This is a genomic window from Roseovarius azorensis (assembly GCF_900109455.1).
In the GTDB taxonomy this organism is placed as follows: domain Bacteria; phylum Pseudomonadota; class Alphaproteobacteria; order Rhodobacterales; family Rhodobacteraceae; genus Roseovarius; species Roseovarius azorensis.
The window spans coordinates 1-22,214 of record NZ_FOAG01000001.1; the positions used below are offsets into that span (position 1 = coordinate 1).

Below are 22,214 nucleotides of genomic sequence, written 5' to 3' on the forward strand. Positions count from 1 at the left end.
GCCCAAGCCCTGCGACGGCGTGGCTGCTGGTTTCTGTTCTTGCCTGCCTACAGTCCAGACCTCAATCCCATTGAGATGGCCTTCTCAAAGCTCAAGGCCTACCTCCGACGCATCGGAGCCAGAAGCTTCGACGCCTTGCTTGAAGCGCTCGGCGACATCTGCGAGCTATTCGACCCGCTCGAATGCTGGAACTTCCTTAAAGCTGCAGGATATGCCTCAGATTAAATGCAAACCGCTTTATTGCGCCATAGCATCGGGGTGATGAAGCGATCTTCTGATCGCCCTGTTCATGGCGGGGTCCGCGTCGGCGCAGGCCTGCCCCGATGCCCCCGATCACGGCGCGGCGCTGAACGCGCTGATTGCAGCGGTGCAGAAGGCCCCGGACGAACACGCGGCGCGGCTGATTTCCAACGAGATGTGGGAATATTGGGCCGACGCGCCGGACGCGCGGGCGCAGGAGATGCTGGACGAGGGGATGACCCGACGCGTGGCTCATGATTTCGATGGGGCGATCAGGGCGCTAGATGCGCTGGTGGCCTATTGCCCGGAGTATGCCGAGGGTTACAACCAGCGCGCTTTCGTCAACTTCATCCGTCAGGATTATGCGGCGGCGCTGCCCGATCTTGATCGTGCGCTGATGCTCTCGCCAAACCATATCGGCGCGATGACCGGGCAGGCGCTGACGCTGGTGGCGCTGGAGCGACCGGGCGAGGCGGCGCTGGTCCTGCGCCGGGCGCTGGATCTGAACCCCTGGCTGGTAGAGCGGCACCTGCTGCCGGGGCTGGAGGCGCTGGAAGAGGATCTCTGACGCGCCGCCTTTGGCTTTACTCCCCCGCCAAAGCCGATATTGTCCGCCGCGCGCCCCGTGCCCGCGTGGTGGAATGGTAGACACAGGAGACTTAAAATCTCCAGGCCCTCGGGCCGTGCCGGTTCGAGTCCGGCCGCGGGCACCAGGCGATGGCGGACATCAGATCGCCGCCCGCAGGCGCCCGAGCAGGTGTCCGCGCCATGTGTCATTGGCGGCTGTCGCGCGGGTGATCAGGGCGATGTCGCGCGACATCGGCCGGTCCCCGTGCCTGCGTATATGCAGTTGTCCCTCGCCATAGCGTTCGAGATCGGGCAGCGGCAGGATCGTGTAGCCCAGCCCGTACTTCACGCTTTCCACCGAAGCCTCGACACTGTCAAGGATCACGATGCCTTGCGGTTCCGCGGGAAAGTGGTCGAGCGCGCGCGATATCAGCTTGCCGATACCGGAGGCGGGTGTGAAGTGGATGAAGGGCAGCGACCGGGCCAGATCGTTCAGGCTGCTGTCGGCGTGGTGCAGAGGGGTGGCGATGAACATCGGTTCGGTCGCGATGACGTCATAGGTCAGGCCGCGAAGATCGGGGGCGGCCCGGGTGATGATCGCGGCGTCGAGCTGGCCCGAGTGCACCATCGCGCCGAGCGTTTCGGACAGGCCCGAAGAGAACCGGAAATCGGCCCCCGGCGCGGTCCGCGCCACATCTGCCAGGAAACGCGGCAGGATGCGCACGCTCGCAGTCTGGATGATGCCGATGTTGAACCTGCCGTTCAGCCCATCATCACTGGCGCAAAGCTCGGTGAGACGATCCTGTTCGGCCAGCACGCGCCGGGCCTGATCGGCCACGCGCCGCCCGAGCGGCGTGAGCTGCGGGGGCCGGGTGCTGCGGTCAAAAAGCGCCGCGCGCAGGTCCGTCTCTAGGGTTTTCATCTGCATGCTGAGCGCCGGGAGCGTCATGTTCAACAGTTCCGCGGCGCGGCTGAAGGACTGAACCTGAGCTATCCTGACGAGGGTTTCAAGCGATCTGATCTGCATAAGTTAAGAATTTCTGATTTTTATATTCATTTTTATTAGATTGATATGAATTTGTCGAGATGACAATCTGGCAGTATGAAACATGATAACCAGTCATCGCCCCGTCAGGCCGTCGCCAGAGAGCTTGCGGCGCGTTTTGCCCCACGTGCGGCGCATTGGGATCAGGCGCGGGAATACTGCTGGCGGAACGTGCAGGACATGGTTGAAGCCGGGCTGATGGGGATGACGATTCCCGAGCGGTACGGCGGGCAGGGCGCATCCTGGCTGGAGACCGTGCTGGTGGTCGAGGAAATCGCCCGTGCCTGCACACTTAGCGCGCGCATCCTTGTCGAGGCTAACATGGGCGCGGTCGGTGCGGTCATGGCTTACGGGACCGAGCCACAGCGCGAGATGGTGGCGCGGCAGGTGCTGGCGGGGGACAAGCCCGCGATCTGTATCACCGAACCAGAGGCGGGCAGTGCAGCAAGCCAGATGACCACCACCGCGCGCCGGACCGGATCGGACTATGTGCTGAACGGGCGCAAGCACTGGATCACCGGCGGCGGGGTGTCGCGGGTGCATCTGGTCTTGGCCCGTGTGCTGGATGCGGCGGGCAACGAGGAGGGGATTGGCGGCTTTCTGGTGGTTCGGGATCCCGAGGCGGGTGTGGTGCCCGAGGGTTTTACCGTCGGGCCGCGCGAGCGCACCATGGGGCTTTGCGGGATGCCCGAGGCAGAGCTGGTGTTCGATGGCATGGTGGTCGGGGAGAATTGCGTTCTGCAACCGCCGGGCGGTTTCCGGCGCGGCTTTGCCGCCCTGATGAACGCCTACAACAGCCAGCGGGTCGGCGCTGGCACGATTGCAATGGGTGTGGCCGCGGGCGCGCTGGATCATGCCAGGCGCTATCTGAGGGAGCGCCGCCAGTTCGGGCGGCCGCTCGCGGAGTTCCAGGGGTTGCAATGGATGCTGGCGGACATGGATGCCGGGGTGCATGCCTCGCGGCTGATGCTGCGCGAGGCGGCAGTGTCGCGCGGACCCGACGGATCGGCCTTTCCCGATCCGATGATGGCGGCGCGGGCCAAGATGTTTGCCTCGGAAACGGCGGTCCGGGTGGTGAACGACGCATTGCAGATGTTCGGCGCTCGCGGCTATGGCAACAAGGAACCTCTGGAGCGCATGTATCGGGATGTGCGCATGTTCACCATTGCCGGCGGCACGGCGCAGATCCTGAAGACACAGGTTGCAGGTGGTCTGTTGGGCATTAAAACGCCGCAGACCCGTGGCGGCTATGGTGTGGCGGGCCGTCTGGCGGCCGAGTGATGCGCGGGGTCGCTCTGGTCTGACCTAGCCCTGATGTTCCGCCCCGATGCCCTGGAACATGGCGCGCAGGTCGACCGTGCTCTGCTTGCCGATCCGGTCGTAGGTGGTATCCAGCCAGATTGCCGCCGTGGCGCGCCCGATGTCGCGCAGGCGGGTGAGAAAGTCCCATTCCACGTTCATCTTGGAAGATGCCCCCATCGGCTTGAGCGCCGCCTCGTTCTCGATCAGGTGGACCTTGACCGGGCGGTAATGATCGGTCGAGAGCTTGCCTTGGTCGATCAGCCGTTGGACGAAATCAATCGCGCGCAATTCCTTGAGCAGGCTGGCGTTGAAGCTGATCTCGTTCATCCGGTTGTGGATTTCCTGCGCGGTGCGGGGCGCGCCCTTGCGTTCGATCGGGTTGATCTGGATCACGACGATATCGTCGGTTCCGGTCTTGCCATAGAGCGGAAAGAGCGAGGGATTGCCCATGTAGCCGCCGTCCCAATAGGGCACCCCGTCGATCTCGACCGCCTGATAGACATGCGGCAGGCAGGCTGAGGCCATCACCATGTCCGCCGTCAACTGCGCGCGCGGAAAGACCTGCACCTTGCCGGTTTCCACATTGGTCGCGGAAATGAAGAGTTCGAACGCGGTGCAGTTGCGCACCATCTCGAAATCAATGCTGCTCTCGACCAGATCGCGCAGCGGATTGATGTTCATCGGATTGAGCTGGTAGGGCGAGGCAACGCCCGAAAGCGCGTTCATGAAGTGATAGAACGGATTGTTCTCAAGTCCCCAGTTGCCGGTGAACCGGTCCATCGGGGTGCGTTGCAGCGGCGAGCTGCGCGCGCTCTGGCTCATGCACTCCCAGAAATGGTGGAGCGCCTTGCGGGCGCCCTCGGGGCCGGCGCGGGTATAGCCGTCGGCCAGTGCGACCGCGTTCATTGCCCCGGCCGAGGTGCCCGATACGCCTGCGATCCTGAGCCGCCCATCTTCGAGAAGATAGTCCAGAACCCCCCAGGTAAAGGCCCCGTGCGCGCCGCCGCCCTGCAGGGCGAGATTGATCGATTTCTGCGTCCTTGACATGGGTGATCCTTTTTCTGCTGCGTCGCGGCGTCGCCTCAGCCATAGCGTAATTTGGCGGGGGGCTGTAGGGGAAATGCCCGGGTTCGCCGTCACAGGTCGGGTGACCGAGGTCGGAAAGGCGATGCGAGAGATTCTCGATCTGCGAGCGATCAACGCGCCAAGAGGTTGACCGATTTCCGTTCTGCCTTCTCCGGAGTGCGTCAAAACCCAAGCAGCCCCGCGCCCAAATCAAGCGAGCGGGTTGTCTTGATTGTGGCAAGCGTCACAGAGCATCCATCGCGACCGGCTGGATGTCCTGTCTTCAGACTGCCTGTTTTTCAGGAGTGACCGCGAACAGCGGACTCTGCCGGGCTGGTTCTGGCGGTCATGATGAAATCTTCCAGCACCACATGAAAGAGGTTCGGCTTTTCCAGATGCACGGCATGCGCGGTGCCCGGTATCACCGCCAGCGCGGCATTAGGCAGGCCCTGCCACAGCATCTCGACCTGTGGCCAGCGATAGGATTGGTCGCCATCTCCCCAGAGCACCAGCGTCGGCATGGTCAGCCGGACGAGCGCGCTGCGCCCGTCCCAATGGCTCATCGCGTCCAGACCGGCCAGCGCGGCACGTTCGCTGGCCAGCGCGCCCAAGGCTGCCACGATGTCGAACCCCTTGGCTGCTGCTCCGTCACGAAACCAGGTGGCACCGATCCGCTGGATCGTTCTTGCCACCCCTTCCGTGCGGATCCTCTCGCGTGAGGTTTCCAGCAGTTCGAAGCGGTCGGGCATCGCGCCCAGCGGGCCGGTCCCGTAGAGGATCAGCCGCGCAATGCGTTCGGGATGGTTGGCGGCCAGTTCCTGCACGATCATGCCGCCCATGGAATGCCCCAGAAGGGTGATCCGGGTCAGGCCAAGCTCGTCCAGAAGATCTACCACCGCCGCCGCAAAGCTGGCGATGCGATCGGCGGGTGGCAGCGCGGCGGATCCGGCAAAGCCCGGCAGATCGGGGGCGATCACGTCGAACCGGCCTGCGAATCTGTCGATCTCAGCCTGCCATTGCATCGAACCGCCGAGATAGCCATGCACCAGCACCAGTGGTGCGCCGTGACCCGCGCGGCGATAGCTAAGGCCGGTGCTGGATGTCAGCGCATCTGATCGGGTAGCCACAGCGCGGTCTCCGGCACAAGGATGAGGATGACGATCAGCAGAACCAGCGCGCCGATGAAGGGCAGGCAGCCCATAATCACGTCGCCGATGGTGACCTGCCCGCGCCCGATCCCTTGTATGACATAGAGGTTGAGACCCACGGGCGGGGTCAGCACGGCGATCTCCATGGTGATCGTGTAGACCACGCCGAACCAGATCAGATCAAAGCCTGCCGCCGCCATGAGGGGAAAGATCGTGGGCAGGGTGATGAAGGTCATCGATACCGGCTCCAGAAACATCCCCAGCACGATGTAGAAGACCAGCACGATGGTCAGCACCACATAGGGCGACAGATCGAAGCTGAGGAACAGTTCGGTGAATTGTTGCGGCACGCGGTAATAGGTCAGGACAAACCCGAACAACACGCCTGCCGACAGCAGAAGGCCGAGATACCCCATGGTGCGCATGGTGGCGAAAAGCGCCTCGGTGAAGCCCTGCCATGTCAGGCCGCCCACGCCAAAGGCGAGGATCACGGTCAGCAGGGCGGCGACGGCGGCAGCCTCGGTCGGGGTGGCGATGCCGGCGTAGATCGCCACGGTGATCACCAGTCCGATGAGCGCGATGGGAGCAATGGTGGCGGCGATCTGGACAAGGCCCATTTTCGCCGCGGTTTCCCGGTCAGGAATGTCGCCGGGTTTCAAGATACCCCAGATCAGCACGACCACTGCGAAGGACGACACCAGGATCAGCCCCGGAATGACGCCCGCGATGAAGAGATCGCCGATGCTCTGATCGGTGACGATCCCGTAGAACAGCAGGATCAGTGAGGGCGGCAGAAGCACGCTCAAAGTTCCGCCTGCCGCCAGAACGCCCGACGACAGCCGTTTGCCATAGCCCAGCCGCAGCATTTCCGGCAGGGCCACACCGCCGATGGTCAGCGCTCCCACCATGGACGAGCCGCAGACTGCGCCAAACCCCGCGCAAGCCCCGATGGATCCATAGGCGGCCGAGCCTCGGACGCGCACGCCTTGATGCAGGAACTGGTAGAGGTTCGGGCCAATCGAGGATTTGCCGATCAACTCGCCCAGGAACACGAAGAGCGGTACCGCCAGCAGGATATAGTCGATCCAGACGCCCCAGAGTTTCAATTCCGCCGAGACGATCGAGGTATCGAAACTCTGGATCTGCCAGAGAAACGGCAGTGAGGCGGCGGCCAGCGCAAAGGGGATCGGCAGGCCGATGGCGATGAGAAACATCAGGAGGCCGAGAAGGCCAAGGCCGACTTCATACCATTCCATCGCTCAGACCTCCGCTGCCGGGGTGCGCAACAGCCGGATGAGCCGCAGCGCCGCATAAAGGGAAAAAAGCACAAGCGCCAGAGCGCCCGGCGCCCAGAAAGCATAGCGTGGCCAGAGCAGGATTTCCGAGGACGCACCCGAGTTGAAGGACCGGATCGTGGCGCTGATCCCCGCCAGCGAAAAGAACAAGCCCACCCCCAGCATGACGCAGAGGTTGACCACCGCCGCCGCCTTGCGCCAGCCCTGCGGCAGGATGTCGGTCAGCATGGTGACCTTGGGATAGGCATCCTCGCGCATCGCATAAGCCAGCCCGGCAAAGGCCACCGGAAAGAGCAGCAGCGCTGTCGCCTCGGTCACCATCCGGTCGGGCGCGCCCAGCGCGTAGCGGGTAAAGACGCCGTAGCTGATCCAGAGCATCTGAACGAGAACGATCACTGCCCCCGCCGCCGCCAGCCAGACGACGGCGCGTTCCACATGGCGGATCAGTCGGTCAAGGCCGGTTTGCATGGCGCGTAGCCTCCAGTTGAGATGCCGCGGATGTCACACCGCCGATGCATTCGACCGACGGTGCCGTGCTGCCAGATCAGGGCGCGTGCTGCGCGAAGAGATCGCGGATCTGTCCCGACAGTTCCGGGCCGCAGGCTGCATCCACGGTCTCGTTCCACTTGTCCTGAACGCTGTCGATCAGTGCCATCCGCTGATCCTGGCTGATCGACACAGCCGCGCCGCCGCCCTTCATCACCGCATTACCGACGCGCTGATCGACCCAATCTTCGTAGCGCGGTTTCAGCCATTCCTCCGTTTCGCGCGCGGCGGCCATCACAGCGGCCTGTTCATCCGCCGTCATGCTGTCGAATTTTTCCTTGTTCATCATGTATTGGATGTTGCCGTAGAAAAGGTTGGCATTGACCATGTAGGGCATCACGTCCCACAGCTTCCAGCTGGAATAGGTGGCGACGCCCATGTTGATCCCATCGACCACGCCGCGCTCGGCCGATTGGAATACCTCCTTGGGGGCCACAAAGACCGGTGCGCCGCCCCATGTCTCGATCATCAGACTGACCAGAGGTCCGATCGAGCGCACCTGCTTGCCCTGAAGGTTGCCCAGATCGGCGATTCCATCCTTGAACCACCATTCCTGATCATAGGAATAATTGGAGTTGAACACCGGCACGAGGTTGATCGCCGCGGCCTCCTCCCGGACCAGGTCGGCATAGGCGGCGTCCATCTCGACCTGCCTCTCCAGATTGACCGCCACCGGGTAAAGCGAGGTGACGCGATAGCAGGGAAGACGCTCGTCAGCGGGCATCCAGCTCATGTCCGAGACGCCGCCCTGAACGGCATCGACGCCCTCGGACCAGCCATGCAGCGTGGCCGAGGGGAAAATCTGTACCTTGACGCTGCCGCCGGTCTTTTCGGCGACGAGTTCGGCAAAGTGAACGAAACCGTCATGGCGGATGTCGGCCTCGTTCACGTAGGTGGACAGGCGAATGGTGGTCTCGGCCTGTGCGGGCAAGGTGGCCACAACGCCGAGAATGGTAGAGGATACCAGGCATTTCAGGGTAGGTGTCATGTCAGTCTCCTTGTTGGGTGAGGGCGCGAGACCGTACCTGCGGTCATCGTCATTGGTCTTGGATGTCTCGCCTGCATGGCGGGAAACACATGCCTTGCATGCTAGTTCATCGGATCGCGACTCGGCCAACTCAAACATTTCATAAAACCATTCCGATCTTGCATGGCTTTCTGGCCTGTTCCAAGCTGCCGTCAGGTCTTTCTTTTTTTGGGGGGAACATGGATATCAACTGGCTGCGCGATTTCATCTGTCTGGGGAGGACGCTCAACTTTACCCGCGCGGCGGAAGAGCGCAACATAACACAATCGGCTTTCAGTCGTCGGATCAGGTCGCTTGAAACATGGATCGGCGTGCCCTTGATCGATCGGGCAACCTATCCGGTGCAGCTGTCAGAGGCGGGTCGTCAATTCCTGCCGGTGGCGCAGCAGACGGTGGCAGATCTGACCGATACCCGGCAGGCGATCCGTGAGCGCGCCCGGGGCAACACCACCTTTCAGCGGTTTGCCGCGCTGCACGCGATCTCGGTCAATTTTCTTCAGCCGCGCATGGCCGAATTCGAGCGACAGCACCCCGATGTGCGCACACGGGTAATCTCGGACAATCTGACCGCCTGTTGCCAGTTGCTGAGCGAGGGCGGGTGCGAGTTCCTGCTCTATTACCGACATCAGGATGTGGCCCCGATCCTCGATGAGACACGTTTTAAACGCAAGGATATCTGCGAGGAACGCCTCATTCCGGTGGCCCAACACGAGGCCGCCGCACGTTGCGGATGGGCGCTGCCGGGCACCGAGGGACGCGAGATACCCTATCTCAGCTATGACCCCAATACCTTTCTGGGCACGGTGGTGGATCAGACCATCGGCAACCGCCGCCCCGCGCTCAACCTGCGCTATATGGATGCGCTGGCCGAGGCGTTGAAGCGGCGCACCTTGGCCGGAGCGGGGATGGCCTGGCTGCCTGAATTCTCGATCAGGCAGGAACTGGCCGACGGGACGCTGGTCCGCCTTGGCGGCCGCGATTGGACCGCGACCATGACGATATCGCTCTTCAGCTCGCCAGAGCGTCTCGACGATGTCGGGCGCATGATCTGGACTCAGTTCTGAGACGCCGTCACGAAATCGACTGAATCACCCCATGTTCGCTGGAGAACTGTCGTTTTGTCCCACGCAAACAGACTGAGCACAGGCAGACCAAAAAGAGATCAGATCAAATTCCGATCCGCCTCGCATCTTGGCAAGTCTTTGAAAATGAAATGGAGGCGAGTAGGAGAATCGAACTCCTGTACACGGATTTGCAATCCGCTGCGTAACCACTCCGCCAACTCGCCGCTCAGATGTGGTGCGGGTGGATTATCTGATCGGGTGTCGCGGCGCAAGTAGGCAAGGTGGCGCCTCGGATCAGGATTTGGTGGCCATTGCCGTTGCCGCCGTGCGGGTTCTGTGCCAAAACCGGACCCAGAGACATCCGAACGCAAGAGTTTAGATCATGACAGACTATGCCGCCCGGCGCACCATGATGGTGGACACTCAGGTCCGACCCGCGGATGTGACCAAGTTCCCGATCATCGACGCCATGCTCTCGGTCCCGCGTGAGGCCTTTGTGCCGACTGCGCTGCGCGAGGCGGCGTATCTGGGGGAGAACCTCGATCTGGGCGAGGGGCGGCTGATGCTCGATCCGCGCACCCTGGCCAAGATGCTCGATGCGCTCAGGATCGAAGGCGGCGATCTGGTTCTGGATATCGGATCAGCCTATGGCTATTCCGCCGCCGTCATCGCGCGCATGGCCGAGGCGGTCGTGGGGGTCGAAGAGGATGCTGCGATCGTCGAGGAGGCGCAACGCACGCTCGCCGAGCATGGCGCGGACAATGTTATCATGCATCAGGGGGCTCTCAACGCGGGCGCGCCGGATCACGGACCCTATGATGTGATCACCGTTCAGGGGGCTGTCGAACATCTGCCCGAGACAATCACCGATCAGTTGAAGGAGGGCGGGCGGATCGCCTGTCTCTTCATGCAGGGGGCGTTGGGGCAGGTGCGCATCGGTTACCGGATCGACGGTCGGCTCAACTGGCGTTTCGCCTTCAACGCGGGCGCGCCGGTTCTGCCGGGATTTGAGCGGCACGCGGCCTTTACCCTATAGACGCGGCGGAGCCGGAACCCCGAGGAGTACAGGGTGATCTTTGACAGGACATGCAGATATGCGATAGCGGCTCTGGGTTTTGCCCTGCTGGTTTGGGCTCCCGTGCAGGCGCGAGCCGAAACGCTGGCCGATGCGCTCAGGAGCGCCTATCTCAACAGTGGTCTTCTGGACCAGAACCGCGCTCTGTTGCGGTCAGCGGATGAGGATGTGGCGCAGGCGGTCGCGAGCCTGCGACCGATCATCGACTGGACCGCCGATATCAGCCGCGATATCAGCCGCAGCAACACCTTGGGCCGCACCCGCAAGAGTGGTGCCACCACCGGAAATCTTGGTATCACGGGCAGTCTGCTGCTCTATGATTTCGGGCGCAGCGAGTTTCTGACCGAGGCCGCCAAGGAAACCGTGCTGGCCACCCGCCAGACCCTGATCAGCATCGAGCAACTGGTGCTGCTCACCGGCGTGCAGGCCTATATGAACGTGATCCGCAATCAGGAATTCGTGGCCCTGCGCCAGAACAACCTGCGGCTTCTGCAGCAGGAGTTGCGCGCCGCGCAGGACAGGTTCGAGGTGGGCGAGGTGACGCGCACCGATGTGGCCCAGGCCGAGGCGGCGGTGGCGCTGGCGCAGAGCGGGCTGGCGGTGGCGCAGGGTGATCTGACGCGCGCGATCGAGGAATTCCGCGAAGCGATCGGTCGTGATCCGGGCGTTCTGGAGACACCCGGCGACATTCCCGGTCTGAGCGGCGATGTCGCGGCGGCCAAGGCGGTTGCCGTGCGTCGCCATCCCGACATTCTGGAGGCGCAGCGCAACGTTTCCGCCGCCGAATTGAACATCCGCGCCGCGGATGCGGCGATGCGCCCCTCGCTCAATCTCACGGCGCGGGTGGGAACCAGCGACGATCTGGCCGAATCGGACAACAGCCGCGCGGGCAGTGTCGGTATCGAGTTGCGCGGCCCTATCTATCAGGGCGGGCGGTTGAGTTCGGCCAAGCGTCAGGCGATGGCGCAACGTGATGCACAACTGGCGCAGTTGCATCTGGCAGGGCTGCAGGTCAAGCAGGACGTGGGCAATGCCTATGCCAACCTGCAGGCAGCGCGCGCGGCCCGTGATGCCAACCGCGAGGCGGTGCGGGCGGCCACCGTCGCCTTTGAGGGGGTGCGCGAAGAGGCGCAGCTGGGCGCGCGCACCACGCTTGACGTGCTCGACGCCGAACAGGATCTGCTCGATGCGCAGGCCAATCTCATCTCGGCCAATGCCGATGTGGTGATCGCCGCCTATTCGGTTCTGGCGGCGATGGGCGAACTGACCGTCAGGGATCTCAATCTGGGAATCCAGACCTATGATCCGGCGGCCTATTACGATCTGGTCAAGACCGCCCCGGTCGAAAGCAGCGCGCAAGGGCGGAAACTGGACCGCGTGCTGAGGGCGCTTGGAAAAAACTGAAAACTCTTTGAATCGGTTGTATGAAACCGCGCCCGGGGGTAAACTCTGTTTCAGGCAAGAGTGGTAGCAGAACATGTCCGACCCAGTGACAAAGATGGAAATCGAGGATGTCCTGTCCTCTATCCGCCGACTTGTATCGAACGGGCATCAGGACCGGAACGCGGCAATGCCCAAGGCGATGCACGAGGACCGGTTGGTGTTGACGCCCTCCTTGCGCGTGGACGAGGGGCCGGAGCCGGTCGGGTTGGATGGCCCCGTCCACCGCGACATGCCTGAGACGCCGGTTGCAGGGGACGAGATGACGGCGGCGCACGCCACGCCCGAATCGGATACCGCGCCAGAGCCGGACGTCGCGCATGAGAACGAGAAACCAGCGGTGATGACCGCAGAGCGTTTTCGGACAACGAGGCTGAGGCCCGGCGCGCCGGTGTCTGGAGTTGAGGCAGAAACAGAGAATGACGCCTCTGACGGGGAACGGCAATCGCAGGACAGTACGAACGGGGAGCCACCTCTGGGGCTGGAGGCGCAGGTTGCGGAATTCGAGGCTGCCGTCGCTGGCCGGGACGACCAATGGGAGCCGGATGGCACCAGCGATGATGCCCTGGCCGGTCGGCCGGTGCCGCCGCTTGACTGGCACGATGTCAGTGAGGACAGCGATCAGGATGCCGGTGACGATGATCTGTCGGCAGAGCCGGACTGGGACGCGCAGGACAGTGGGTCTGTTGATCCGGCCGAGGACTGGGAAGATGTTTCCTCGCACGAGGCGCATGGCCGTTTTGATGAGACGCTGACCGACGATTCCGGCGAGGATGAGGACGAACCGCAGGGCCTGTCGCTTGACGAGACCATGCTGGACGAGGATAGCCTGCGTGATCTGGTATCCGAGATTGTGCGCCAGGAATTGCAGGGCGCGCTTGGCGAGCGGATTACCCGCAACGTGCGCAAGCTGGTGCGTCGGGAAATTCATCGCGCGCTGACGAGCCAAGATTTCGACTGACGACTGTTTCTGGAACCTGGGTCGCATCAACCCGGCCCGGAGGCGTTCCGGGGCGGTATTGCACTTGGACGATGGGGCAGGGCTGACGCGCCGGGCGATGGTAAAACCGAACAGGATGTTGATTGCCGTGCAGCGTGCAGCCCCCGGAGAGAACAAGACGCGCCCCGACGCGACCGGAGTATCCGCCAGAACCATCACGAAGGGCGACGCGGTCGTGGCCATCGACAGCTTTCTTCAGCCTTATGACACCGATACGCCGCTGATCCGCATGGGCGATTTCGGCGATGGCGGGTATCTCGTGCCCGACGATCTGCGCGGTATCGTGGCCTGCTACTCACCCGGGGTTTCCGAGCAGGCGAGTTTCGAGATGGACATGGCCAAGCGTGGTATCCCTTCGTTCATGGCGGATGCGTCGGTCGAGAAGCCACCGCTGAACGTACCCGGAGCACATTTCGTGCGGAAATACCTGGGTGACAGGGACAGGGGCGAATTCATGACCCTCGCCACATGGGTGAGGCAGACCGATCCCGATCCGGCGGCCGACCTGCTGTTGCAGATGGATATCGAGGGTGCGGAATACGCCACGCTCGCCGCTGCCCCGCGCGATCTGTTGCGGCGGTTCCGGGTGATCGTGATCGAGTTGCATCACCTGCCTTCGGTGCTGACCAAGCCGCGTTTTCAGAAAGCCGCGCTCGCGGCGTTTGAGAAGTTGCGCGAGGATTTCGTGACGGTTCATCTGCATCCCAACAACGTCTCGGGATCGGTCGAGATCGCGGGTGAGACGATCCCGCGTGTCGTCGAGGCCACGCTCTTGCGGCGGGATCGGGCGCATGGCCTGCGCCCGGCAACCCGCCTGCCGCATCCTCTGGACCGGCGACATAATCCGAAACGCGCGGCGCTGGCCCTGCCGGAGCGGTGGTTGGGCGAGGCGTGTTAACGGGCATGGCGGGAGAGGCTGACATGGCGCGGACGGTGCCGGAAAGGCCGGAACTGACCTTTCCAGGAGAGGTTGGCGAATGGGTCAGGGAGACCTATGCCGCCGGGACTGTCATTCTGGAATATGGCAGCGGCGGATCGACCGTTCTCGCCTCGGAAATGGCGGGTAAGAGGATATTTTCGGTGGAGAGCGACAGGCGCTGGAGCCGCCGGTTGCGCGCCTATCTCGACCATGCGGGGACCGCATCACCGGTGCATCTGCATTATGCCAACATCGGCAAGACCGGAAAATGGGGCCGTCCGGTTGACCATGACGGGCACAGCCGATTTCATCAGTATGCGCTTGGCGTCTGGGATCACCCGGATTTCGAGGCCCCCGATACGGTGCTTATCGACGGGCGTTTTCGGGAGGCGTGCTTTTATGCCGTGATGCTGCGTTGCACCAGAAAGACGGTCGTCCTGTTCGATGATTATCTCAACCGCAAGAGCTATCACGCTGTCGAGCGGTTTGCCGAGCCTGTGGAGATGCGCGGGCGCATGGCGAAATTCGAACTGCGCAAGCGCGCCATGCCACGCGAGGATCTGACCCGGATCATTGGCGCATTCGCCAATCCGTTCTGAGGCTCAGGCGGTCGCCTTGCCGAGCAAGCCCTGCATCAGGGCGTCGAATTCCGGCCTTTCGAGAAGTTCCCTTATGAGAGCGCGGTGATTGTCGCAACAGGCCTGATGCAGTCTGCGCAATTCGTTGTCTGCAAGCAGTTCTTCGTAAATCGCGGTCTTGCGCGGGCGGATCGCGTCGATGCTGCGATCCTCGATCCTGTTGTGATTCATTTTGGTCCAGTACTCGAGTCCGAGCACCTCGCCGACATGATGTGGGCGGCCGCGCGCCCGTTTTACTAGGTAGGATGCGCAGGATTTGAGCGCGTAGTGATTGAGTTGTACGAGGTCATAGCCGAGCGAATCCGGGCCCGAGCGCCAGCTGCCTTCCATGTAGCGTTCGGGCATCTGCTGGCCCGAACCGTTATACCAGTGCGTTTGCGCAAAGGTTTCGACTGTTGGCCGCTTGGGCCGGTGGATCCCAATGTGCCCCCATAACCCGCGCCGGAACATGGTCTTGAGACCCCAGGCCTGCGGCGGGTGGCGTGTCATGTCGGCGGCGGCCATGCGGAACTGATCGGTGAGAAACGCATCCTCGTAGGAACTGATCCCGGCATTGCCGAAGAGGCGCCATGTCATTGACAACGTTCTTGCCTGCGGCACCGCACCCGTCAGTGCCCGCAACGTGTGGTCGCCCACCTTGATGTTGATGTATTCATCGGCGTCAATGGGGATGACCCAGTCATCGGGCCCGGCGAGATCCATCCTGATGAACCTGCGATAGGCGCGGCGCTGCGGTGCGAGTTTGCCGTTTGTGGTATTGTCGAAATGGCGCAGCTTGCCCATCGCGGTCAGGCGGTCCAGCAATGCGTCGGAGCCGTCGGTGCAGTTGTTCGAGAAGACCGCGATGTCATCCACCCCGATCGCAAGGTTATGCGCGACCCATTCCAGGATGAAGGGGCCTTCGTTTTTCATCGGGGTGACGATAATGAAACGTGTCATTCGGAATGTGTCATCTTTTCAGGATACGGGGAGCCGAGGGTTTCCGCGCGGATCGGGCAACCGGGTCTTGAGAAAGCGGCCTGAGACGAAAACCGCGTCACCGAAACGCAATTGCCCGTTTCTGAACCGGCGCGACGGGAAGAGATCGTAGAGGCTGTATCCATGTCCGCGCAACAGCCCCCAGAGTTCATCGAGAAGTGGCACGCCGTCGTAATGCGGTGTCGCGAACCATTCGAGCATGAGGATGTCGATGCCCTGCTTTCCCAGCATGTGTTCGGCACCTTGGAGAATATTGTATTCGCTGCCCTGCGCGTCGATCTTCATGGCGGAAATGTGCGAGATCTGCTGATCGGCGCACCAGTCATCCAGCCGGGCTGTTTTAACGGTGATCTGTTCGCGCATCCTGTGGTCGGAATGCAGCGCCGCCTCGGGGCCGGTATTGGTGAAGAACGAGGAGCTGCCCAGATGGTCGGCGACCAGAAATTCCCGCGTGCCGGTCTCGTTCGAGAGGGCCAATTGATGCACCCTGACCATCGGAAATCTCGCAAACCGGGTGGTAACATGGTCACATTGCGCCGGTATCGGTTCGATGAGGTGGATGGGCAGGTCGCTGAACAGGCGGCAGAGATAGAGGGCCATCGTCCCGCGATTGACCCCGATATCCAGCACCGCACCCGAACGGTCGGAATATTGCGACAGTCGGGCGACCGCACCAATGGGGCCGCCCTTGTCGATGATCTGTTTGAGATGCCTGTTCTTGGGCGGCGGGATGGTATCAACGTTCATTTCAATGTCCTGCGTGGCATGGAGGGGAACCCGCAAGCGGCGCGTCGGCCAACGCCGTCACGGGCGGTTCCGGTCCGGCATGCTGCGAATGTTGATCCCTGTTCCACCTAGTAATCCTTTTGCGTGATCATCGCCGTCGTCTTGATCGCATTGGCGCGCAGCCAGTCGCGGAACTCTTCCCAGCCGGGACGCTGCCTGAGATCCGCGATCCTGGCGCGGTGCCAGTCGCAGGCCTCTTGGTGCAGCCGCCCCAGAACCGGATCGGCCCTGAGCGCATCGAGCAGCGACCGCGCACGATCGGCATGCGGCAGGATCGAGCGATCCTCGGTCCGGTTCACGTTCATGTCGGCCCAGTAATGTTCGGTCTGTTCGCGGGCGATATGATTGGTGCGCCCCCTGTCGCGCTTCACCAGAAAGCTGTCGATCGAGCGGACCGAATAGTGATGCAGGCGCGCGTATTGGTGGCTGAATCCCGGCCAGGCGCGCCAGCTGATCTTTTCCATCGGGCGCAGGTTGCCGCCGCAGTCGGACCATCGGACCTGTGCTTCACGGCCTTCCGGCACGCCTTTGGGGCGGTGGGGGTTGTATTTCCGGAACAGCCCGTTGTTGCGAAACAATGTCTTGAACCCGGTCGCTCGTCCGTTGGCGGGATCGTCCTCGGCATCGGCGAGGATGAATTGCCGCGTCATCGGCGTATCGCTGTATTCCTCGATTCCGCCGCAGCCAAAGAGTTTCCAGGCAAGGGACACGGCATCGCAATCGCCAAGCGCTGCGAAGAGGTCATCGAGAGTTTTCAACCCTTCCCGCAGGTTGATGAACTCGTCCACGTCCAGGCACATCAGCCACTCTGCCTGCTGCACCCAGGGGTGAAAGATCGCGCGGCGCAGGGCCTTGTGCTGCGGCGGCGAGCCGTCGGTCACCGGATTGGGGCGGTGGCTGCAATATCCAAGCTCTTCAAGACGCGTGGCGATGAGATCGGTGCCGTCCTCGCAATCGTTGGTAAAGATCACAAAGCCGGTAAAGCCGATCGTCAGGTTGTGAGCCACCCATTCCAGCATGAAGGGCCCCTCGTTCTTCATCGTGGTCATGATGATGCGGGGTCCGCCGTTTGCGGGTTCGACCGGCATTGCTGATCTGTTCAGGGTCATTCAGCCGCCTGCTTTCTGAGCCTTCGAAAGGCTGGCGCAACCCGTGTCGCCAGCGCCGCGTGCCCGCGTTCGACAAGGCTGCCTTCGAGCGACTTGCGGTACCAGGGCAGGTGCCGTCGACCCCGGAACAAGCTGTAAAATGCGGCAGGCGTCAGCGTATCGTCCAGCGCCTGCTGCATGACCGGCTTGAGCAGGTCGGCACGGCGCAGGAAGGTGGGGGAATAATGCCCCGAAAACCAGGTCTTGAGCCGGATCACGTTGTCGCCTTCCAGGCGCTCTACATGGCGACGGTCGGGTTCGAAGAACGGATCGTAGAAAATGAAGGCCTTTTCGATGTCGTCGATCTCGAAGGCACAGTCGCTGTAGGGCAGCGACCAGTCGCGCTGACGGCCCATGCGAAACCGCGTTTCCCAGGGCACGAGGGATTCGTCGAGGGTGGTCTGGGGGTTGAAGCTGATGACGGTCGCACCGGGGGCGAGCGAGGAAAACGCCAGCGCGGCAAAGCCCCCCATGGAGGTGCCGGTCAGAAAGACCTTGGCGAAATCCCTGAAAAAACCGTCCGAGGCGAGGCGTTCGAGATAGGCGATGAGTTGCGGATCGCGATACCAGTCCTTGCGGCGCGCCATGACCGAAAGATGCGAACAGTTGTTGTCGCGCACGAATTTATAGGCCCAGGGTTCGCGCGTGGCAGAGAGGTCGTGGACGTTGGACAGGTTGTCGAAGGTCACGACAAGCCGGCGCACATCCCGGCGCACGCAGATAATCGCGTGATGTTCCAGCCGTGTGTAAAAGCCCTGAGCGTTTCCGCCGGTGTGAATCTCGGCAAACCAGGGGGGCAGGGACGGGGCTGGATCGCCTGCGGTAGCAGCCAATTCCGCGCCGGTTTCCTCGGCGATTGGCGCGTCGGTTGTCGAGTCCGTTTCGGCGGTTTCCGGCTCTTCGTGTGGCGAGATGCTGAGGGGCGTTTCCAATGCGGTCTGGCGAAGCTCGCCCGGTCGCGCAGGTTCCGCTGCGCAGAGAGTTGCCTGTGCCGCGGCGACACCCGGCAGGGCCATGAGCATGGCGGTTTCCTTGGCGATGGCATCCGACCATGGCGCAAGTTCCGGTGTCGGAATGTCTGTCGCGGGAACCGGAGATTTCAGAACCGACGCCCGGTCATCGCCTGCGACACCTGCAAGCCCGGCCCAGGCCAGGCGGCTGTGCGGCAGCGGCATGGGCTGACCGTCCCCGTTGACCCAGGCGACAGGACCGCCGGATCGTGGTGTGCCGAGCGGCACCTCGACCGAGCGCGAGGGGAACAGGCCCAGACGCACCACGCTGCGCAGGCCCGCGTCATGCGGGGCGGCGTCCGCGCCATGGTGTTCCGTTAACCTGACCGGCACCGACATTACGTCGGCCCCGCCGCAGGCGCGCATAAGTGACTGGATCGTTTTTGCACGGCTGCTGATGCAAAAATATTCGTCCGGCGCGAGATAAAGACCATAGCCGCCGCTTTCCGCGAATTCGGTCTGTGCGGCCCTCAGCGCCGAGTTGCGGATTTCCTCGTGCCGGTCAGGATCGACCGCCACCGGCACCAGCGTGACCGCGCCTGCGGCGGCAAGGCCATCCAGCAGAGGCATCCTGCCGATGCTTTTGCGGTCCGCGAAAATATATGTGTGGGTGACGCCGATCACCCTATGGTAGGCAAGCCATCCAAGGAAGGCAGGGCTTTGATGCGGAACAAAAGCACTGAGCAACAGTTTCGGAGGCGTCGTCATCTGCTCTTGTTTTCCTGCGCGTCTTCCGGTGACGGGAGCGCTTGCGACTGATTTAAGCAAGTGTATAAATTTTTGTTCAGTCTGGGAAGGCGGATTTATGTCGAGTCGGGAAGGCCTGCGCCGTGGCGTCTTCATCGGAATGAGGAAGGACCAGTTGGGCGCGCGCCTGCTGATGATGCTCAACAGCATCCGGCTGGCCGAGGATTACGGGACGGATTTCCGGATCAACTGGTTCCCGCGCGGGGCGATGGCGCCCAAGCTGGATACGCCGTCCGATCTGTTCGATGAGGCGTTCATCGACCGGCATTTCATCGACAATGCCGCGTTTGAGGCGCTTGAGGATATCACCCGACCGATCTGGATGTTTCTCAAGGACAGGACACCGCAGCGGCTGGAGGCGCATCTGGCCGGGGGCGGTCATGTGCTGCTGGACGAGGGGTTCGAGATTGTCGAGTTTCCATGGGAGGACGGCAGCGCCCTGAATGAGCGCTTTCGCGGTTTTATCTCGTGCATCGGGTTCAATCCGGTCATCAGGAAGCATATCCGCAGCATCGACGCGGCGATGCAACCGGGCGGCAACCGGACCGTCGCCTATCACATCCGGCGGGGTGACATCCTCAACGAGGTGCCGTGGAAGCACAAGGAGTGGCCGGCCAAGATCGAGCCGGACGAGCTTTATTCTGCCTATCTGGAAAAGACGCCGGATGCCGCGGCACTGGTCTTTTCGGATCAGGCCGAGAGCATTGAGCGTTTCACAAGGGCGCATCCGCGGGTCAGGAGCATTGACGATCTGGTGCCGCTTGCGGGATGCAAGCCCGTGCAGCGCGACTTTCTGGAACTCTACGCGATGTCACGGGCCTCGGAAATCATCGCGCCGCCGATCAGCGCGTTCAGCCGGGCGGCGGCGCGTCTGGCGGGGACGGAAAGAAAGTGCTTTCACGATGTGATGAGCGTCACGGAGCGCGACGCGGCCTATGAGCGTCTGCTGGAGCGGTTCGGGCAGGGGATTGACGCCTTCATCACGCCCAGCGAGGCGGCGCATATCTACGTGAAGCTGGCTCGCCGGTTGCAGGAGAACAACCGCGAGAGGCAAGCTTGGGAGATTGGCCGCAGGATTCTGGAGGCCGGGGCGGATAACGCATTCATGCCGCTGATGCAGGCGATCAACGGCATCTATCTGAGTGAGTGGAACGAGGCGCTGCGCCTTGTCGAGCAGGCGTTGGAGCATCCGCATCAGTGGCAGGAGAACTATATCACGGCGCTGGCGGTGCGGGCGCATGTCCTTGGCGCTCTGGGGCGGCGGATCGGGGCGCGACGGTCGTTTCTGCGGGCATTCTGGCAAAAGCCGATGCTGCCCGACGTGGTGGTGATCGGCACCTTCATGATCAAGCGGCGGCGGCTGCGCCCTGGCGCCACGCTGCCATTTGACCTAGCCACGCTGAAGGCGCTGCCGATCCGCTATCAGCAGACCAACATTCTGTTGCAGCAGAACAAGATCCTGCGACGCAGGGCGTCGGATCTGTCGAGCATCGCGATAGAGTGGCCCTATTTCGCCATGGATGGCAAAACCGACCGCCTGCTGAGGGCACCGGACAGTCTGGCGCAGATGCGCGGGGCGCTGGAGAAACAGGCGGATGGCGCCCCCGGGGCGGGGCCCTACAGCTTTTGTGCGCTGCTCGATGCGCGCATGGGGCACCTCGACGCCGCGCTTGAGCGCAACGGCAAGGCGGTTGAGCGCGCCCCTGACGACCCGCTGGTGCGCAAGCGTCAGGCCGAGATACTTATGCTGCGGGGCGATTACGAGGCTGCGCTTGCGGAAATGGATCACTGCATGTCCTGCGCGCCGGATCATGCGTTCTGGCATTTTCTGAAAGGGCTGATCCACGAAAGGGCTTGTGACCTGACAACGGCGCGCGTCCATCATGAAGCAGCCTGTGCGATGGATGACAGCACCGCCGAACTGCACGCCCATCTGGCCGAGATATGCCGCAATCAGGGTGACGATGACGCTGCGGTGGCGGCGTTGGATCGCGCCGCGCAGATCGCACCGAACCAGCAGCGCTATCGCAACCGCAGCGAGCGGCTGATACGGAAAATGGTCTGAGACCGTTCGTCTGCCGCGCTCGGATCAGCTTTCGGCGGCGAGCAGTTTCAGGATGGAACGCACGGCATACTGGAACCGGGGTAATTCCTCGGGGTCGCCACGCATCGGCACTTCCGGGGATGCCGGGCGCGCAGATGGCGGAAACAGGTGGTCGCGACCGGGAAAATATGTCTGGCGCATGGTTTCGTTGCGCCGCTCCAGAAGGTCGTTGATCGTGTCGCGTTCCTCGGGGGTCAGCACGTCACCGCTGGCGAACAGTCCGGGGTCGTTGCTTTGCTGTAGGGTGCGGCCCAGTCTGCGGCATCGTTTCTTGTCGAAACCGGCGGCGCGGTCGTGAAAGACCCCGAGCGCCTCGCTGGCCAGTCTGGAGAGGGTCCGGTTGGCCTCTGTTTCCGGCGGCACGATGTTGGCTGACGCCACGCCAAAGAGCGAAAGGAAGTCGGGGATCACATTGTTGCCGGTCATCTCGTCGCGCAGGTAGAGCCGGGGAACGATCACCGCGCCGGGCACCGTCGTCTGGATTCGGTCGAAAATAGCTCCGAAATTCATGTAATCCGGGTCGGTCTCGATTCGGGCGAGGCAACCGCCGACAAAGGCGGCTGCCCCGCCGGTCGGCAGGCCGTTTTTTGCGCGCTGCTTGTAATCGGCCTCGATGAAATCGTCGAAACGGCGCAGATAGACCACGATGCGGACGGGGTCGTCGATCTGGCAAAAAAGCGCGTTTCGAAGTGCCGAGAGGTCGCGCGCAAAGAACATCTCGCTCGACATGACGCAATGCGCCGGTCGATTGTCGCGGTATTCAGCGATGAATTTCTCCGCCAGACCGGGGGGCAGGGTCTGCGCGGTGCGGTTCATGTCCACCGCGAGCGAATTGTGGCAGATCAGCCGGGCCGTGCCCGTGCCCCGGTCGCGCCCCGAGATCATGTAGTGAATCCCGTTGTCATGCAGAAAACCGGGATTGCGGTGTAGATAGGATTGCAGGGCGGTGGTTCCGGTCTTGGGCATTCCGATGTGAACCCAAAGCATGGCCTTGCCCCTGCAACCACTCGAATGTCCGGATCGCCCCCGGATTTGGCAGAGATCCCCGCGCAATCTTGGGGACCGTGGTG

At 62.6% G+C, this 22,214-nt stretch carries 21 protein-coding genes and 2 tRNA genes; 11 read left to right on the top strand and 12 right to left on the bottom strand.

The features are described 5' to 3' along the window. From BSG08_RS00005 to BSG08_RS00015, 3 genes are all read left to right on the top strand, one after another. Positions 1-225, top strand: a 225-nt coding sequence (locus tag BSG08_RS00005) for a transposase (protein WP_175544648.1), incomplete at its 5' end; no start/stop codon positions are given. A 64-nt stretch (positions 226-289) separates the two neighbouring features. Beyond that, a complete protein-coding gene (locus BSG08_RS00010) occupies positions 290-808 on the top strand; it encodes a tetratricopeptide repeat protein (protein WP_093030150.1) in 519 nt (172 codons plus the stop codon). 59 nt (positions 809-867) lie between these two features. Beyond that, positions 868-953: transfer RNA gene (locus BSG08_RS00015), tRNA-Leu, on the top strand. Positions 954-967: 14 nt separating this feature from the next. On the opposite strand, the gene BSG08_RS00020 is transcribed toward BSG08_RS00015, so the two are convergent. Then, positions 968-1,834, bottom strand: coding sequence for a LysR family transcriptional regulator (locus tag BSG08_RS00020; RefSeq protein ID WP_093030153.1), 867 nt, complete (start codon positions 1,832-1,834; stop codon positions 968-970). Positions 1,835-1,909: 75 nt separating this feature from the next. Here BSG08_RS00020 and acdA point away from each other — a divergent pair, with 75 nt between their 5' ends. Beyond that, a complete protein-coding gene (gene acdA / locus BSG08_RS00025) occupies positions 1,910-3,133 on the top strand; it encodes a 3-sulfinopropanoyl-CoA desulfinase (protein ID WP_093030155.1) in 1,224 nt (407 codons plus the stop codon). Positions 3,134-3,157: 24 nt separating this feature from the next. On the opposite strand, the gene BSG08_RS00030 is transcribed toward acdA, so the two are convergent. The 5 genes from BSG08_RS00030 to dctP all read right to left on the bottom strand — a co-directional run bounded on the left by BSG08_RS00030 (position 3,158) and on the right by dctP (position 8,196). After that, entirely contained in the window at positions 3,158-4,201 is a 1,044-nt protein-coding gene (locus BSG08_RS00030) for a patatin-like phospholipase family protein (RefSeq protein WP_093030158.1), read from the bottom strand. 317 nt (positions 4,202-4,518) lie between these two features. Beyond that, a complete protein-coding gene (locus tag BSG08_RS00035) occupies positions 4,519-5,346 on the bottom strand; it encodes an alpha/beta fold hydrolase (RefSeq protein ID WP_093030161.1) in 828 nt (275 codons plus the stop codon). After that, positions 5,322-6,623: a TRAP transporter large permease gene (locus BSG08_RS00040; RefSeq protein ID WP_093030165.1), complete on the bottom strand. Its 1,302-nt coding sequence runs from the start codon at positions 6,621-6,623 to the stop codon at positions 5,322-5,324. Before BSG08_RS00040 ends, BSG08_RS00035 begins: the two co-directional genes overlap by 25 nt. A gap of 3 nt (positions 6,624-6,626) precedes the next feature. After that, on the bottom strand, positions 6,627-7,130 hold the full coding sequence (locus tag BSG08_RS00045) for a TRAP transporter small permease (protein ID WP_093030168.1): 504 nt from the start codon (positions 7,128-7,130) through the stop codon (positions 6,627-6,629). Positions 7,131-7,206: 76 nt separating this feature from the next. Continuing rightward, positions 7,207-8,196, bottom strand: coding sequence for a TRAP transporter substrate-binding protein DctP (gene dctP, locus BSG08_RS00050; protein WP_093030171.1), 990 nt, complete (start codon positions 8,194-8,196; stop codon positions 7,207-7,209). Between the two features lie 218 nt (positions 8,197-8,414). Here dctP and BSG08_RS00055 point away from each other — a divergent pair, with 218 nt between their 5' ends. Further along, the gene (locus BSG08_RS00055) at positions 8,415-9,299 is read left to right on the top strand and encodes a LysR family transcriptional regulator (RefSeq protein WP_093030174.1); all 885 of its coding nucleotides are present in this window, start codon (positions 8,415-8,417) and stop codon (positions 9,297-9,299) included. A 150-nt stretch (positions 9,300-9,449) separates the two neighbouring features. Here the strand turns inward: BSG08_RS00055 and BSG08_RS00060 are convergent. Continuing rightward, positions 9,450-9,523 (bottom strand) — tRNA-Cys (locus BSG08_RS00060). A gap of 158 nt (positions 9,524-9,681) precedes the next feature. On the opposite strand from BSG08_RS00060, the gene BSG08_RS00065 reads away from it, so the two are divergent. From BSG08_RS00065 to BSG08_RS00085, 5 genes are all read left to right on the top strand, one after another. Then, positions 9,682-10,335 carry a protein-L-isoaspartate O-methyltransferase family protein gene (locus BSG08_RS00065; protein WP_093030177.1) on the top strand — a complete coding sequence of 218 codons (654 nt, stop codon included), beginning with the start codon at positions 9,682-9,684 and terminating at the stop codon, positions 10,333-10,335. Positions 10,336-10,368: 33 nt separating this feature from the next. Beyond that, a complete protein-coding gene (locus tag BSG08_RS00070; protein WP_425439253.1) occupies positions 10,369-11,778 on the top strand; it encodes a TolC family outer membrane protein in 1,410 nt (469 codons plus the stop codon). Positions 11,779-11,851: 73 nt separating this feature from the next. After that, positions 11,852-12,775, top strand: a complete 924-nt coding sequence (locus BSG08_RS00075) for a hypothetical protein (protein WP_093030180.1) — start codon at positions 11,852-11,854, stop codon at positions 12,773-12,775. Positions 12,776-12,902: 127 nt separating this feature from the next. Beyond that, positions 12,903-13,712: an FkbM family methyltransferase gene (locus BSG08_RS00080; protein ID WP_175544649.1), complete on the top strand. Its 810-nt coding sequence runs from the start codon at positions 12,903-12,905 to the stop codon at positions 13,710-13,712. A gap of 23 nt (positions 13,713-13,735) precedes the next feature. Beyond that, on the top strand, positions 13,736-14,332 hold the full coding sequence (locus BSG08_RS00085) for a hypothetical protein (protein WP_245770555.1): 597 nt from the start codon (positions 13,736-13,738) through the stop codon (positions 14,330-14,332). Positions 14,333-14,335: 3 nt separating this feature from the next. Here the strand turns inward: BSG08_RS00085 and BSG08_RS00090 are convergent, their stop codons facing one another. From BSG08_RS00090 to BSG08_RS00105, 4 genes are all read right to left on the bottom strand, one after another. Beyond that, complete coding sequence (locus BSG08_RS00090; protein ID WP_245770556.1) at positions 14,336-15,310, bottom strand: glycosyltransferase family 2 protein; 975 nt, start codon at positions 15,308-15,310, stop codon at positions 14,336-14,338. Positions 15,311-15,328: 18 nt separating this feature from the next. Then, positions 15,329-16,096 carry an FkbM family methyltransferase gene (locus BSG08_RS00095; RefSeq protein WP_093030189.1) on the bottom strand — a complete coding sequence of 256 codons (768 nt, stop codon included), beginning with the start codon at positions 16,094-16,096 and terminating at the stop codon, positions 15,329-15,331. A 107-nt stretch (positions 16,097-16,203) separates the two neighbouring features. Continuing rightward, on the bottom strand, positions 16,204-17,244 hold the full coding sequence (locus tag BSG08_RS00100) for a glycosyltransferase family 2 protein (protein ID WP_245770557.1): 1,041 nt from the start codon (positions 17,242-17,244) through the stop codon (positions 16,204-16,206). Next, entirely contained in the window at positions 17,241-19,190 is a 1,950-nt protein-coding gene (locus BSG08_RS00105; protein ID WP_342742574.1) for a glycosyltransferase family 2 protein, read from the bottom strand. Before BSG08_RS00105 ends, BSG08_RS00100 begins: the two co-directional genes overlap by 4 nt. Here BSG08_RS00105 and BSG08_RS00110 point away from each other — a divergent pair. After that, complete coding sequence (locus tag BSG08_RS00110; RefSeq protein WP_139274521.1) at positions 19,099-21,105, top strand: hypothetical protein; 2,007 nt, start codon at positions 19,099-19,101, stop codon at positions 21,103-21,105. The two genes, BSG08_RS00105 and BSG08_RS00110, sit on opposite strands and share 92 nt — an antisense overlap. Before the next feature lie 24 nt (positions 21,106-21,129). Here BSG08_RS00110 and BSG08_RS00115 read toward each other — a convergent pair whose 3' ends face one another. Next, on the bottom strand, positions 21,130-22,131 hold the full coding sequence (locus BSG08_RS00115) for a hypothetical protein (RefSeq protein ID WP_093030198.1): 1,002 nt from the start codon (positions 22,129-22,131) through the stop codon (positions 21,130-21,132). Between the last annotated feature and the right edge of the window lie 83 nt (positions 22,132-22,214).